The sequence below is a fragment of the Paenibacillus sp. GXUN7292 genome (genome assembly GCF_050864975.1).
In the GTDB taxonomy this organism is placed as follows: Bacteria; Bacillota; Bacilli; order Paenibacillales; family Paenibacillaceae; genus Pristimantibacillus.
In genome coordinates, this window is sequence record NZ_JBOZWO010000003.1 from 233,847 (window position 1) to 250,244 (window position 16,398).

General features: G+C 46.8%; 8 protein-coding genes. All 8 read right to left on the reverse strand.

Going from position 1 to position 16,398, the window contains the following annotated elements; translation table 11 throughout:
- Positions 1-276: 276 nt before the first annotated feature.
- Positions 277-678 carry a GyrI-like domain-containing protein gene (locus ACRRU2_RS05245; RefSeq protein WP_432500244.1) on the reverse strand — a complete coding sequence of 134 codons (402 nt, stop codon included), beginning with the start codon at positions 676-678 and terminating at the stop codon, positions 277-279.
- A 930-nt stretch (positions 679-1,608) separates the two neighbouring features.
- Positions 1,609-6,384, reverse strand: coding sequence for a carboxypeptidase regulatory-like domain-containing protein (locus ACRRU2_RS05250; protein ID WP_432500246.1), 4,776 nt, complete (start codon positions 6,382-6,384; stop codon positions 1,609-1,611).
- A 405-nt stretch (positions 6,385-6,789) separates the two neighbouring features.
- Positions 6,790-7,983 carry a glycoside hydrolase family 88 protein gene (locus tag ACRRU2_RS05255; protein WP_432500248.1) on the reverse strand — a complete coding sequence of 398 codons (1,194 nt, stop codon included), beginning with the start codon at positions 7,981-7,983 and terminating at the stop codon, positions 6,790-6,792.
- 2 nt (positions 7,984-7,985) lie between these two features.
- On the reverse strand, positions 7,986-10,058 hold the full coding sequence (locus ACRRU2_RS05260) for a family 20 glycosylhydrolase (RefSeq protein WP_432500249.1): 2,073 nt from the start codon (positions 10,056-10,058) through the stop codon (positions 7,986-7,988).
- A 48-nt stretch (positions 10,059-10,106) separates the two neighbouring features.
- Positions 10,107-11,000 carry a carbohydrate ABC transporter permease gene (locus ACRRU2_RS05265; RefSeq protein ID WP_331699884.1) on the reverse strand — a complete coding sequence of 298 codons (894 nt, stop codon included), beginning with the start codon at positions 10,998-11,000 and terminating at the stop codon, positions 10,107-10,109.
- 49 nt (positions 11,001-11,049) lie between these two features.
- A complete protein-coding gene (locus tag ACRRU2_RS05270; RefSeq protein WP_432500252.1) occupies positions 11,050-11,943 on the reverse strand; it encodes an ABC transporter permease in 894 nt (297 codons plus the stop codon).
- A 97-nt stretch (positions 11,944-12,040) separates the two neighbouring features.
- Complete coding sequence (locus tag ACRRU2_RS05275) at positions 12,041-13,648, reverse strand: hypothetical protein (RefSeq protein ID WP_331699842.1); 1,608 nt, start codon at positions 13,646-13,648, stop codon at positions 12,041-12,043.
- 314 nt (positions 13,649-13,962) lie between these two features.
- Positions 13,963-16,224, reverse strand: coding sequence for a helix-turn-helix domain-containing protein (locus ACRRU2_RS05280; RefSeq protein ID WP_432500254.1), 2,262 nt, complete (start codon positions 16,222-16,224; stop codon positions 13,963-13,965).
- Positions 16,225-16,398 lie beyond the last annotated feature (174 nt).

The following is a 16,398-nucleotide window of genomic DNA, read 5'->3' on the forward strand; positions in this document are numbered from 1 at the left end:
GCATAATATCCCCCCCGTTCCCCCTGTCCTCCCTAGCTTTCCCTATTTGTGCAGGAGAAAAACGACCAGGTAAAGAAATGGATAAGCATTGCAATTAAAGTTGGAAGTAGGGCCGCTTTTATTCACCAAAGGCGGACCCTGCCACTTCTCCAGTTTCCTGCTCTCCTCATAATCGACACTTATGAAAAAACACCCTCGAGCTGCTCCTATGCTATAGGCATAAGAAAGGCTTGAAGGTGTTTTTAAAGTTCCAATTGCATGTATCTGATCGGGTAGTTACTTTATTGCAATATGTATTTCGACTTCTCCATTCGCATAATATTTTTCGAAATCATAAGTGTAAGCCCTTTTTAGTTCGCCAGTTTCTGCTTGCCCCCAAATCTTTTTCCAGGCATTAATGATGCCGTGTTCGCTTGATATATCTACTTTAAAAACCTCATACTTCTCACTTTCCGGTATTGTAATCACAGATTCCCCGCAACGTTCCTCGATGGCAATCCCCAAGGAGTAATCCCCTTTATAATCACTCTCGTAATCGTAATAAACACCGTATTTTGTACAGTTTTGATGCTGTCCAAAATGCTGAGAAGCTTCTTCCCATACCGTTTTGATTTTAGTCATGATTTGCTCGTCAATAAAATTATTTGTTCTAGTCGTGCTTACTACATATAGCTGCATAAAATAGATCGCTCCTAATATATTACTTTATACTGCCGGCTGCTGAAAACTCATTTTGAAGCTCTAACGAATGATATAAGTGTGTTGAATAGTTGTGGATAGGACAATCTCTTTTGTGAAGCGAGCACGCACTCGCTCGCTTAAGCTAACAAAGCTAACTGCATTTCCTGCACTTAGTTTTGAGAAACTTGCCGTTTTTGTGATTCTAAGGGGAAAAACTGCATTTAGTTTGGCGCAATTTGCAAAGTATAGGGGAATTCAATCAAACTAGATGCATGAAATCCATTTAGAATCGTTTATTCGATTAAAAAGGAAAATCTAGATGCATAAAATGTACTAAGCTGCCAATTCAGAAAATGTACTTAGCTGCCGTGAGCAATGTAACACTTGTCGATTCTTCCTTGTACACTTTTTCAGCAGCCAGAATACTAATATTTATTTCAATCATATCAGAATATCGCCTGCCATTTCCATGCAAGAGGCTATCTTATAAGTCTTGAGCATGACCAGGAATTCTATTTCTACTAAATCGTTGAACCCCCTAGGTTTGGCGGACACTCGTTCCGTTATTCGCCCCAAAAAAGCTGTTTTTGAAGTTTCGCGGTCAGACGTTCCGCTATTTGCTCAAATGTCAGCTTTTCTTTTCTATTTTCTTAGCAATAGCGGAACGTCTGTCACTTTTATCAAGCAAATGGAGCTTTTTAACCGCATTAACGGAACGTCTGTCCAGTTAGTGTACGAAATCACGATCATACTTCATCCGTCGGCTGAAATTCATGGAGCGCAAGTGCTACTCGTTAATTTCGCGAGGATTGCCGTCACACTGCTTCAATCTATTTGACTGATGGTTTAATAAAAGCTGTCCCACGGTCTGTTAGACCTTGTGGGACAGCCTCTACATTCTAGCTAGTTACAACCGGAAATCGTTTATTAATCTTCTACTGGTAGTACCTCCGTCTTCAACACATCAAAGCGAATAAGTTTATCTGAGGATAACTCGTTTTTATTATTGGTTCTGACCATTTTGATCGTATGAAAACCAAGCGGAAGTGTGCCTGTATCCCAAATCAGCGCTTGGCGTATTACAGTGGCTGAATAGTTATCATGTTGTCCCTTCCATTCGCCATCGACGTAAACGTCCGCGATCCCTCCGTTAAATGCGGTACTTCCGTACACAGTAGCCCGCGTTCCATAAAACATAATCTCAACGGATCCGCCATCATCCAGTGCATAACGCTCACTTCCCCCATGCAATAAGGTGTTGGTAAGTTCCGACCAGCGTTTGCTATAAGTGACGAATGGACTCGTATCGTCAATAGCTGCAGGCTCCGAGCTTAATACCGAAATTGGAGCTGATCCTGGAGAAACAATGCCTGTCATGTTTACTGCGTATAACTGGTATTTTCCGGGCTCCATATGCGAAGTGTCGAACGATACCTCTATCCCCGCTGTCGCCTCTGCCTTCAATCCGTACACTGTGCCATTTTCTGCTGACAAAACAGCTTGTTCTAGCTCGCCTTCAGAAGCATATGTTTTTACTGGCACCATGTACAACTTGCCTGGCACCGAGCTTGTAGCCGTCACCGCAGTTCCGGTAGCGATTAGTGCAGCGGAGTCGGATGTTACGGCCGGCGGCAGCATAGTTGTTAACGAGATGAATACGTTAGCGCTCTCTCCATGCGCTGCGTACACCGATGCTGATACTACTCTCACATAGCCATTCGCTGAAACTGTAACACGATGCTGTCCAGCCGGAACCTGGAGCGTAAATGTCCCATCTGCATTCGTAGTCGTTACAATATTGGCATATCCGCTCAAATTGACGACAGCTCCTGACAATGGACTGCCCTCTTCATCCGTTACTGTGCCAGCGATAATACTGTCTCTGACGGGCGGATCGCCAAGCACTTCAGCGCTTTCAATGCTGGATATTCTTACCGTATGAGTTCCCGTCCAACGACGCCCAGGATAATAGGTTTGCTCTGAAATGCCGTTTTCCTTAATCGAAAATCCCGGATCATGCTCGGCCAGAAGGAGAATCGAATTTCCAGATTCATACTGAACAGCTTCGACTTTATAGCCTGATGTGCTTTGATCAGGATGACGCACGATAGCGTATTGTCCCGCGATATCTTCTGGTATATGACCATTTACGACTAGCGCGTCCATAGCATCTCCATGCGCTGCGCTTCTTGTTTCTACAATCTCTCCTGTCACGTAACTGTCGCCCTCGATTTGCTGCTCTCCCATTCTGAGCAGTGTACCGCCAACAAGCGACATGCTCCGCACCTCTCCGTCTACAAGGCGGATGAAGCCCATCTCTCCCACCATCGTCACACCCGCCGCTGTTACAGGTTCATTCGGATAATCCGGGTTGCTCAGAATAATGTCTGTCGTATTGCCATAAACCACTTTAACAGCGACAGCTCCTGCAGGCGCCTCGTTCAGCTGCAGGCGGTCAACCGCCTCTACACGAGCTTGCTCACCGCTATATGGCTCCATAAGCGTTACAAAGGTGCTGTTCAGATTGGTGCCTTCTCTGCGCAATACGAGCTTCGGCATCGTGTATTTCACTGCTTCGTCGTTATTGTCTACCTGGGTTCCTTGCAGACGAATGGATCGGAGTGACGGCGAACGTCCAAGAAACAGCTCGTTCTGACCAGGTTCAAGCAAGCCGGTCACCTTCATTTTTGCCCCTTGTACGCCCTTATCCTCCGTTACAAGCGTCACTTCATACTGCTCGCCATCGAGCTCCGCTTGCTGCACGTCCCGGACATAGATATAGCCGGGATAATGTCCCTCCGCACTGCCGCTATCGCTATTATTCGTCGGCAGTACAACCTGGGTGCCCGGAGGCAGCAAGTATGGGCCGTAATCCGTGAGCTGCGCATCTGTCTCGAAACGGGCATCGCGGTTCGCATCCCCTTGCAGCGTGTATTCGTGCCGGCTGCCTCCCTCAATGCGGAACAAGTCCAATACATACCCTTGCTCACCGCTTCCATCCGCGAACGGGACGAACCATGGCTCACGACTGTACTTCTCCGTTACTTCGTACGCGGAATCATATTCGGCGCGCATCGCTCGAAACGGCTGGTCATCCGACACAAAGGCCGAAATATTGCCTCCGTGCTTCGCCTGTTCTCCGTTAACCATATTCGCGCTGTCCACAACGACCGTGTTGTGCGCCATCGTAGACAAGAAAAACCAGCGATAGAACGTATTGTGCGTATAGCCCAGATCCGGCATCAGCTCCTGCCCTTGCGCATACAAGCTAAGATTGAGCGGATCGTTGTGAGCATGTCCGTACTTCGGTTGGAAGCCCATATACAATTGCGTCTGCTCTTCTCCGGATCCACCGGTTAATCTCCCAACCTTGGCTGCGGGCAGCAGGAAGGAGCCAGCATCCAGCAGCGGGTTCGGACGTAACTGGTTCGCCCATGTGTCGGTGATAGGCAGCACTTTCCCATCCGGGTATGCCAGCTTGTCGGCATTCTCGATGATGCGGCCAATACTCGGGAACTGCTGAAGCACATCCAAGTTATCGAATCGCTTACCGCTTCGAGGCGATACATAGCCTGCAGGATCGCTCCATCCCTGCAGCATTTGCGCTACCTCCAACAGTCCGTTCATCGTCTGATTATGATAGCTTGGCGTAACCTCCTGCCAATAGCCGTCGGAGAGGAACATACGGTTCACAAGCTCCTGTATCGATTCCAGGACAAGATGAATATAATCCGGTTCATCCAGCGCCAACCCAACTTCAATCAGCCCTTTCCACGTCTGGAATGACATATTGCCCCAGTATTCAGGACGCGACAGCACGAATTCTGCTGAAGGCACAATCATGTTCTGAACGATACGCTGTTCGACATCCTCGCCGTACTCATCACTGAGCAATTGGAATGCATTGGTTCCTTTCAGTTCCTTATAGAGACGAAGCAATGGCGTGATTCTTGGCAAGTCGTTATACCACCAACGATCCCATACTCCGCCCCAATAAGGAAACGGCGGTCCGGATCGCTTGTCAAGGGTCAAGTTAGCATGATTGCTCCCGCCAACCCGGTCAACGGTCGGATTATAGCCCTCATAAGCTTGCGTAAAGGCATATAGCAAGCGGGCTGCCCCAAGCGGATCAGACTTCCCAAGCGCCCCCGCTTGAGCAATTGCCCGACCTTTCTGTAAATACCACATATGGGCAGTGATGAAAAACTTGCTTCCTTCATTGTCCTCGTAATAGGGGATTGTAACGGTTTCTCCTTTTCCGTTCTCCAAGGTTAGCGACTTATCTTCCGCATATTGAGCATTCGGATAGACAGTGCCGGTTCGAGAAGCTTTCAAGCTATGTCCGTCTTCCGAAAGCTGATATAAGCCGCTCGGATAAAGCTCCGGCATTTCAGGCAAGCCGACAAAAAGGAAGCCGGGCTGCGGCGGGATGAGTGCCTTGATTTGTTCTACTTTTTCGGACGGTGGGCTCCACGCCAGTTGTTCTTGCGGCTGAGCATCTTCGCTGCCACCTCCCATGCCGTACACGGCTTCTCCGGCATCGATGATTGCTTCCCGGTCAAAGCTTAGTACGGCGATCGTTCGCGCAGTCGGATGATTCGGGAATAAAATGATCCGCAACTGGTATAAGCCACGCTTCACTGGGGCGGGATGTTCAAATTCCAGTGCCAATGCTTGGCCATTCCAGCTCAGTCCATCATGTTCCAGACTGCTCCAGGACTGCCCAGGTTCTTTCCACTGAAGCTCCACATCCATATGCTTCGTCTTCTGCAATCCGCTCAGTCTTTTCTCCCTCTGAAAAAGGGAACTCAAATCCAAAGAAAGCCGCTTTTTTGTAAAACCGGTATACAGAAGCTGCAGCTGATCCGATGGTCCAGAAGGAAGACGATCCCCGATAAGATCAGCCAAGTTGTTAGGCAATCGTGAGAATACGATACTCCCGAATCGGTCTTCGTTAACAAGACCAATGCGGACTAGCACATCATTCGGCTGATTCTCATGCCAATGATCGGAATGGCGTATGGGCACCCATGAGCTAAGCGGGCGCGTATAAAGATTATGCAAATGCACGATATTCATCTGCCACTCATCCCCCGGCCCGACTCCTGCTGGTTCAATATCCGCAATGGGGACAGCCAGCTCTACATACACCTCTTCCCCATCTGTGGACGAAGCATGCTCAGCAGAGTCTATTGCCACTTTGCCTGCCTCTTCCCATAGCTTAGCCACGTCAGGCGATGGATTCCAGATCGGTAATAAACTTGGGGCTTCAGCCGCATTCATCGGAATTTCAATGGCATAGAAATCCTCACTGCCCTGCGGTCGCAGAATAACTGCAATCTGGGCCAGGCTGTCTGCTTCCTCCCTTACAATCCGGCCCCCGATGTAAACGTAGCCCTGATCGTATGCCACTTGATACTTCACACTTTCGTGTAACGATTGATTGTAATAAGCCGTTTGAAAATTTTGAATTTCAACCGCATTTGCCCACATACGATCATTGAGCACACCATCAATTACGGGAGCTTGATTCACTTTGGGCACAACTGCCCATTTGTCAGCTTCATAATGAATCTGCTGCGGAACTAACTCCATTGTCTGAGCTTCATTTCCAGCATTTACATTTGGAGAAAGTCCGATAGATGATAGAAGCAGGATGCAGATCAAGAATGACATTATACTGATTTTTAAATACTTTTTCATATTGCCACTTTCCTCTCCTGTTTTTTTTCGGGATCAAAAGAAAAGTTGTAAGCGCTTTAATAAAGTTGCAATAAGAAGCTGTCAATTAATTGTGGATAGAGCAACAAGCAATAGAAAGGGATGCCACTACGATCAAGATTGGGATTCCGACCGCTGTTGTAGTCCATTTTTTTCGATTAAACAACCCCTATAATGGATAAAATTGGCTTACAAATGCGGACGCTGACGCTTCTCCATTCCCATTCTTGCTCTCCGCTCCCCTTTCTCATTGCTTATCAATAGTTGTCCACAATTACGCCTTAATGTAGGCCAGGTTGCTCTAGAGCAACTGCTCTGTCCGAACAGTTGCCCTAAACCAATTGGCCCCCCGCAGGAACCTGGAAAAACCATTTTCCACAATTTTACTTACCAGTACAAATCCCACTCCCTTGTCACTCTAACCAGAGCCTCAAGGTAATAGTAGCACCCAAACAGGCATGCTTCATCAACTCCCATATTGTGCGGTATACTCCCTACCACATGCAAAAGCAGGGCATTGGAATCTTCATTATGGATTGTAGAGTAATTGTCAACCAAACTCTTCAATATCTTAAAGGCTGCATTGGCGTAATACTTCTTTTCCTCTCCTTCCGGAAGCCACTTGGCCAGCTCCAAAAGACCGCACACCGTAATCACTGAAGCCGATGTATCCCTCAATTCGCCACTGCCATCAGTAAAATCAAAATCCCAGTAAACGACCAGGTCTGAAGGACTCCGGTTCAGGAAATAATTCGCCAAGGCCTTGCAGCTCATGAGTAAATCTTCATTCTTTGTATACCTATAATTCAGTATGGAACCGTAAATGGCCCATGCCTGTCCCCGTGTCCAGCAGGATGTATCTGAATATCCCTGGGCTGTTCTTCCAAACCTCGATTCACCCGTCTCTGAATCAAATAAAAACATATGGTAGGTTGAAGCATCCTCCCTGACGATGTTATCCAGTGTTTTCTCTGCATGGTATTCCGCTCTTTCCCTGTATTCCGGATTTCCGGTAACCTCTGAAGCCCAGTACAAGAGGGGCATATTCATCATGGAATCAATGATCACATTCCCCCGTTTATCCGGTTCATCAAATTCTCCCCCTGACCAGGAGCGTATGATCCCGGCTGGCTCCAGATAGCGGTTCGAAAGCTGGTCTGCTGCTTTCAAGGCTGCCGTTTTTGCCTTTTCGCTTCCTGTCAGTTTGAATGCCGCAACACAAGAGAGACTATATAAAAATCCCATATCATGGTGATCGACCGCTATTTTATTGTCTATTCTATGAATAAACCTATCCACTTGCACTTCCGCGGCTTTTCTGTATCTTTCATCTACAGTGATTTCCCAGGCAAGCCACATCATCCCTGTCCAAAAGCCTTCCGTCCAGTTTCTATTCTCCTCTTTGGGATAATAAACATTATTGTTACTCCAGGCATGCGGGAAAAAATCAGTGAATTGTTCCACATTGCCTTCCAATTTTTTTAGAGCAGCCTCTAGCGCTTCTTGAAATACTCTTTTATCAAAATCTGGCGCCGTTTTAAATACATCCATTTTCAAGCCTTCATCCAAAACTTTTTTCATACTTACTTCTCCTCCGAATGAATAAATCTATCATTCAAGTTTGTTAATTGCTCAACTTGCTTTCGCATTGCTTCACGCAAATACATATATTCTCTCCAGCTAACAGCCACCAAGTAGTCAGGCAAGATATCCTGCACCTCGATCAGAAAGGCATCCAGCTTATCTAATTCCAACTGCAATTGTGCGCCTATGTCTGCAACAAGCTCATTTCGTTTCTCCACAGGAGAGTTCTGCGTGTCTTCCAGTGCCTGCACAGCATCTGCAAGTCCAAGCAGCGCGTCAATCAACGCAATCACTCTTCTGCACTCAAAACGAATGACTTGCAGCTCATATTCCCGTCCCGCTACCGCTTTCCCTTGCTCAAACAATGGCAAAATATTGTGAGCCAGCGTCCGGGTGATCCGATACGCTTTGTGAGTCCCATCCGTCGAAAGTATACTGCGGATGATCGGTTCAGGATACAGATGCGCTTTTTTCGGTTGACCGAAAAGCACACCGATCTCCATCAACAAAGCAAATGTAGAAGAGTACTCAAACAGCTTCCGCATATCGCCCATGCCCTTCGCCCACCGCTGCGGCTCGTCCGCTACAATCCAGTTCGCATACAACCGATCAAATTCGGTAGCATCCCGTCTTTGCGCATTCCAGCCTTTCTCTGCCAAACTGGCAACATTCCTCCGATAATTTGGAGAATAGACATGATAGGCCATCACCCCTTGGAACGAATGCTCCATCCCTTCATTAATGCGGTTCTCTATGTTCTCCACATGATCCTGGTAGATCATCCAAGGCAACCATCCAGTACTTGGCGCCGTCCAGCCTTCAGCTCCGCGAACGGCTCGAACAGGACATACGGGCATCGTATAGTCCCACCAATGAATGGCAACTTTCCCGGACAATCCATGCTGTTCCAAAAAGACTTCAAATGATGCATCAAGCTCTGTCAAATTTTTCGCCATGTCATGCCAAATAATAATCTTTTCCATACCGCTCGACAGCAAATATTGGCTGATTTCCAGCATATACAATTCAAACAACTGGCGCTTTGAATAAACAGCCAAATCCGCAGCGCTCCACTCCTCTATTTCATCCATGCCGATATGGAACCATGTCTGACCGTACGGCAGCATATAACGTTCGACGATCCGTCCCAGTAGCCGCTTCAATGTAGGAAAGGTATCCGGATGCGTTAAAGAATAACCTTTGTACGTAGGTTCCCCCTGCTCATTGACCGACGAAATATTCGGGTACAACCTCGGCAGCAGCGACGAATGACCAGGGCCGTTAAATTGCGGAACGACGCGAATTCCCCGCTCCGTCGCGTAGGCAATAAGCTGCTCCAGTCCATCCCCCTCGTAAATAGGTGCCTGGTATGTCTTCGTTGTCAACTGCTTGGCGACAGGATCAAAATAATGAATCTGTCTTTCCTGCAACTGCTCCGGATCATCGAGAACGGGGGCGAACAAAAATTCCGAACGGCTATTGGTATCCGTAGGATAGCAGTGCCCGTGGGGCCAGCAGCCGTATATACCGATGCCGAGCGTGTTCAGCTTGAACGACACCATCTCGTCAATCATGTTCTTCCAGTCACTGAGCTCCATCCTGTCAGATCCCCAGTAGCTTTCCGCAAAGAAACCTCTGATCGGCACATCCGGTGTATCTTCGATCTCCACAAGCGGCACACTCAACAAATTGCTGCTTGCCCCGGGCTGAAGTAACTGAATAAGTGTTTGTACGCCATGAAGTAACCCGACTGGCGACCCGAAAATACGCAATTCCTTGCTCACTGCGACGAGACTGTATGTTTCGGACTCCTCTTTCGTGTCTTCCAGTCTAATCCGGTAGACAGGTTCTCTTTCCACCCTCTCATCCCTATTACCATCACTCTGACAGACAAGTACAGTTCCTTGCCAATGTTTTGCAAGCCAGGCGATCAATTGACGCGAAGCCACCTGTGTGACCGTCGATGCTGACGTATCTATTTCAACCGTAATCGTATAACTTTTGTCCAGCTCTAGCATTCCATTGTAGCGCATCTTCTTCGGCATCGGTATCAAAGTAAGAATCGCACCCATCTAACCAACCTCACTTCATATTCATCTTCATGCGAGCATTCTTTCAACTTATCCTTTAATTGCCCCGAGGAGCATCCCTCTAATAAAATACTTTTGCAGAAACGGATAGACAATAATAACCGGTAAAATCGCTACAGTTACGGTCGCCATCTTGATTGTCTCCGGCGGCAGTTGCTCCATCATCTGCACAGTGCCCAATTGAAGCTCGCCCGAAAGATCCGTTGTTTGAATCATATTGCGAAGCACAACTTGCATCGGCTCCAAATGCTTGTCGCTCAAGTACATAATCCCTTTGAAGTATTCATTCCAATGTCCAACTCCGTAAAATAACCCTATCGTCGCGACCATCGGCAGAGACAGCGGAAGCACAATGCTGACAAGCGTGCGTACATCTCCACAACCGTCTACCTTTGCAGCCTCCTCCACTTCGTCTGGCAAATTCTCAAAATATGTTTTCATAATAAGCAAGTTGAATGTGCTGACCATGCCCGGAACTATCATCGCCCATACGGTGTTATACAATCCAACTCCCCGTACAACCAGGTAAGTCGGAATAATTCCGCCGCTGAACAGCATTGTGAATACGACTGCCAACAGCACAATATTTCTGCCTTCAAGATGCTTTTTGGATAAAGGATATGCGAGCAGAATAGTCACTGCCAAATTAAGCAATGTAGCAACAACCGTGATAAACACTGTAATTTTAATAGCATTAGGCACACGCACACTGCTAAAAATCTCCTTGTACGCGGACCAGGTAATTTCACTCGGCCAAATAATAAATCCGCCGTTGCGCAGCACCTCCGAGTATGGGGTGATAGACACAATAACCACATAATAGAGCGGAAATAAAGTAGCTAGCGCGAATAGCCCTAAAACAGAATACATAAAAGCGTCCACAATGCGATCCGAGAGTGTGTTGTTTACATTCAAGTGATTCATCATTCATTCTCCCTGCGTTTCATCGTTTCAATATTTGCAGCGTTATGCGTCACCAGATACCTGAGCCACCGACCTTTTTCGCTAACTTGTTGGCGCCGATGACAAGCACTAGTCCGATGACAGATTTAAACAAGCCGGCAGTAGCCGCAATACTGAATTCCAGATTTTCCAAGCCGCGGCGAAACACCCATGTATCAATAATATCTCCGACATCGTACACCCTTGCATTCAAAAATATATACACTTGGTCGAACCCGGCGTCCAGTATATGTCCCAATCTTATAATCAGCAGCAGGACGAACACCTCGCGAATGCCCGGCAATGTAATATGCCACATACGCCGCCAGCGCCCAGCTCCATCGACAATAGCTGCCTCATACAACTCCGGACTGATCGATGCCAGCGCCGCTAAATAAATAATGGCTCCAAAACCGGTGCTTTTCCATAACTCCGTCACAATCAGCAATGGCCTGAATAAATCCGAATTCGTCAAAAACTCAGGAGTCGCCCAACCCAAATCGCGGAAAAAGTTTGTAACCAATCCCGAGCCAGGGGCGAGAAAAGAAAACACAAGTCCGTAAACAATGATCCATGACAAAAAATGCGGTCCATACGTAATCGTCTGCACGACCCGCTTGAACCAGCGAACGCGAATTTCGTTGAGCATAAGCGCCAACATGACATCCGGCAGCATATTAAACAACAGCCGATAAACGCTGATGATGAGCGTATTTTTCATAATAATAGGAAAATCATTTGACTGGAACAAAATTCGGAAGTTATCTAACCCAACCCAGGAGCTGCCCCAAATTCCTTTGAACAAATTGTAATCCTTAAAAGCGATCAGAAGACCGCCCATCGGCAAGTAATGAAATATCAAATAATAGATTAAACCAGGCAGCATCATGGCATATAACCAGCGTTTACGAATGAGCGTCTCCAACACCCTGATCTCCTCTTCCTATGCGCGGCCCCCTGAACTGCGGTAAATCATTGCGTTCACAATTCAGGGGGGCAACACTCTATTTACTTTTATTTATTTACTTCAGTGCGCCTGCTGCCCGTAAATCTTCAGTATATTTGTCCAGCAGCTCTTGCGCTTTGTACTTTGTAAGCAATTCTTCGCGATATTTCGGCCAGTTCTTGCCTGACTTGTCATCAAAAATCGCCTGGGAGAACAACTCGTTCTGTCTTTTGCGGAATGCGGCCACGTCAAAGTCTTGCGGCGGCAACAATGGAGCTCCTATATATGGATTGAGCGGCTGCTCCAGCAAAAATTTAACGATTTCACGGTCACGATCTGTCTCATTCGGATCAATTACAGTTAAGTCATATACTTCAGGCTGCAAGGTAGGCTGCGTGAAGAAAGACCATATTTGCAAGAAGTTACCTTGATTCAAAATATCATTCTGATACGCTTCGCTGTTCAGCGTGATTGTTCTGCCTTCCATTGTATAGTGCTTGCCTTCTTGCCCGAAGTGCGTAAGCAAATAACCTTCCTCCGACGCAAGCCAGTCAAGAATTTCAATTGTACGCTCCACTCGCTCCGGATTTTTCTCTGCCACCGTTTTGGGGAACAGGAATGGAGCGCTCGGAGCCGCCATATTGGTCAGCGGTATATCTCCAACCATTGTGAATGGCCGCCATTCCGCTTGCGGATGAATTTGCTTCGTCCGATATTGAATGCTGGTAGGTGCATTGTCAAAAGCGAACTCCTTCGTTTGACCCATTACAACGCCAACCTTGCCTTGAATCGCTTTCTCGATATGCTGCGGAGATTTGTTCAAATACCAGTCCGGATCGACAACCTTCATATCGATCAGCTTGGTGACATCATCCAAAACCGCTTCCATATTTTCGCTCATCGTTCCATCAACAAATCTGTTATCTTCAATATAAGACGGGAATTTCACGCCATTCTTCGCAAGCTCCGGCCAATCCCAGCCAAGGTTCGCTCCTCCGCCCGAAGTTGAGAATCCATACGTATCCGGTTTGCCGTTCTTATCCGGATCATCGAATGTAAACGCCTTCAACACTTCCACATATTCCTCATACGTTGTCGGAATCTTCAAATTCAGGTTGTCCAGCCAGTCCTGACGAATATAAAAAATTCGGTAGCCTTGCTTCGTATAAGGAATCGGCGCGCGATAAAACGCTCCCTGTACTTGGTAACGTTCCAACAATTCTTCCGTCATCCAATACTTGAAATAATTCGGCATCGTCTCTGGAGAAAGGAACGGCGTTAAATCTGCAAGCAAACCGTCAATCGCGTATTTAATACCGCCATCCGCATTTCTGTCTACCCACATATCGGGCGGTGTCGATGCCAGCAAAGTGTTCAGCTTCGTATTGTAGTCGCCTCCGGCAACCATATACGTCAATTTCAAATCAACATTAAACTTGTCCTGTATTGTCTGAAGGACGAAATCTTTGCTCGCATCTGGTAAAGTTGTATTGGCTGGCGCACTGACAAACCAGTTCAGCACGAGTTTCTCTTTTTTGACTTCCTCTGTCGGGCTTGAGCTTGCACCCGCCTCTTTACTTGGGCTTACCGTCGGTTGCTCTGCTTCCTTTCCGCAAGCGCTCAGTATCAAAGACACCAATAGCAATGCTGCAACTGTACTTTTCCATAACCTCATTTTTTTCATAAATCCTGTAACCCTCCTGCAAATTTTTTTATTGTTCAGAACGGATCACTCCGCCGGCAAAATCATCTTGTCATGTTAGGCAATACACTGCAATTATCACTTGGTAAGACTTCTCGGAACAAAAAGATAATAGATCGCACGAAACGATAAGAGGTTAAAAGCAGCAGCTAATGCCCCTATATTTTAATAAAGCCGCCGGAACATGAATGTTCCAGCGGCATTCTTGCTAACAACCTGAAATGGGAAATTTCTTCCATTTGTTAGCCGTCATATTTACTACTGCTCATATATTCGACATGTTCTTCTCCATCCGACTAAACACTTTCTTCACGAAGCAAGTTTCGACAAACGCCCGGTGTCATACCTGTAGACTGCTTAAATATTCTTGAGAAATTCGGTACCGATGTGTATCGCAGACGTTCAGAAATTTCCTTGATCGACATATCTGAATGCTGCAGCCATTCCTTCGCTTTCTCCATCCTGATGCGAATAAGATGCTCTCGGAAATCTTCCCCTGTTTCTTCCTTAAACCATTTGCTGAGTGTAGGGCGAGAAATTTGCAAATCATCCGCGATTTGCTGCAGCGATATATCGCTCTCGAGCTGCTCTCGCACCATCGCAAGCGCAGCCTGCACTATTTTTCTGCGTTTTGGAACCTGATGCTGCTCCATATGCAGTCTGATCGGCTCAATGATTCGTTCATCCATCCACTTTAGCAATTGCTCGGAACGGTCCAATCCGTATATTTGCAATATTGCATCGGAACCGATGACCTCTGTGAGCTCTACGCCGTAATCCTGGAACGCCGTTTCAAGCTCGCCTATCAAATGGACGAGCAAGCCAGCCATCGATTCCAAGCTGTGAAGCGACTGCATCGCTTCCCGGACCAACTCCCCGACGCCATCGCTCGCTTGATCATAAACACCTTGTACCATACTTGAGATGATCTTCCGTTCTATTTTGATCAGTTCGCTAAGGGATTGGTTCATTGCTATTCGAATCCGTTCCGGCAACAGCAAGGAGTCCGGTCCCATCGTCAACCGGTAGATCATGAACGATTGAGCTTCCCGATAAGAAACATGAATATTTTCACAGCCATACCTCGGCTCTGCCAGCGCGACAGACACCGAATAGGAGAAAAACTGCTTTACCTGCTCGCCGATGTTTGCGGCAAACCGTCGGGTAAGTTCATCTGCTTCCTCACCTGGCTCATCCAGCCCCATCAAGAAAGCGATCTGACCGGGTTTGGTCGAAACACCAAGTACCGGACGATACGCCTCGCCAATTTCTTCAACCAGTTTCCGGAGTGCATACATAATCAGCCATAAATCATTTTCTTTATACTGCTGCTTCAATTCCGACATTTGATCGATTTCTACGATACCAACACAGAACCAGTCCCCTTGCAGCGCTTCTGTGTATGTTCGCCAGTTACGGCTTGCATCGCTATCGCTAGAAAGCACCCCACGCAGCAAACTAAGCAAGGCATGCTCCTTCAAAATTGGCGTTTGCTCATTAATCTGCAGCATTAGCCGCTCATTCACATATTTCATATCATGCATAGTCCGGTCAAGTGTAGTAATGACGTCGTGCTTGTGATGCTTAACGTCATGACCGGAAAATTTAGCAACCAAGCTTTGCAACGGATTGACAAGCTTTCTGGAGCCCATTACTGCTACAGCTCCCCATATCAAACAAATGCCCAATATAAGCGTCAGCGACACTTTCTCAATTTGATTCGATTTGGCTGACAGTTCTTGCGAAGAGGTTACCGCCACGTATGTCCAGCCGTTCGACGTCGATTTGATCGTCGTCAGCAAATATATTTTTCCCTTCTCCTCAATACGGCCAGGCAACTCGTTCCCCTGGGAGAAGAGACGAGCGATCGCTTCCTTCAAATAAACGCCGTCAGCTCTCTCCCAGTCTCCGCCGCTTGCAATAAGACTGTCCTGATCGTCGAAAACAAGCAATCCGCGACTAGCCGCAGGCAACGTCTGCTCTACTATCTCCATGGGACGAGCCATATCCAGATGAAGCACCAAAATACCATTCGGTGACGGAGAATTGACCGGAATTGCGCGTACAATTAGCAGATCACTCTGATTTTGATACGTATAGGGCGGGATTTTGTAAAATGTGTTGCTGCCTGTCCACTGCAGCTTGAGAATTTCACTATTCGGATATTCAATTTGTCGCATAATACCAGAAAGATGAGAATAAACAGCATTATGCCGCTTCAAGATAACCGTTATGTTGATCGGGATATCCGTATTCGTAACCATATTCTGAATTTCATTAATAAATTCCACTGAAGTATCGATCGAATCAATCGAAACACCCGCTTCAACCCCTTTAAGAATAAGCGAATTCGTAGCGAGCGATACCGACATATGATCAAGACGAGTGATGTAGGAATCGAGCTGAGTTTGAAAATGCCGTAAAATACTCTGCTGATGCAGATCAACTTCTTCCTGCACCAAATTTGTAAAAAGCTTGGTCGATATCCCGCCCAGAATAAGCACGGGCAAAATGCCTATTAGAAGAGAAAAAACAAGCAATTTCTGTTTGTATGACATCCCTTTAAACGCCTTTATGCTGCTCCCCCCATTTAATTGACACTCCGTACCGTTGCTGACCTGTCGGGCCTGTCTTGGTATGACTTTAAGCAACTCCGGTAATTATATCCTGCTATTTTACAGTTTACCGTGCAACGGTGTATTGTGACAACCCGATTCGGCCTTGGAAAAGCA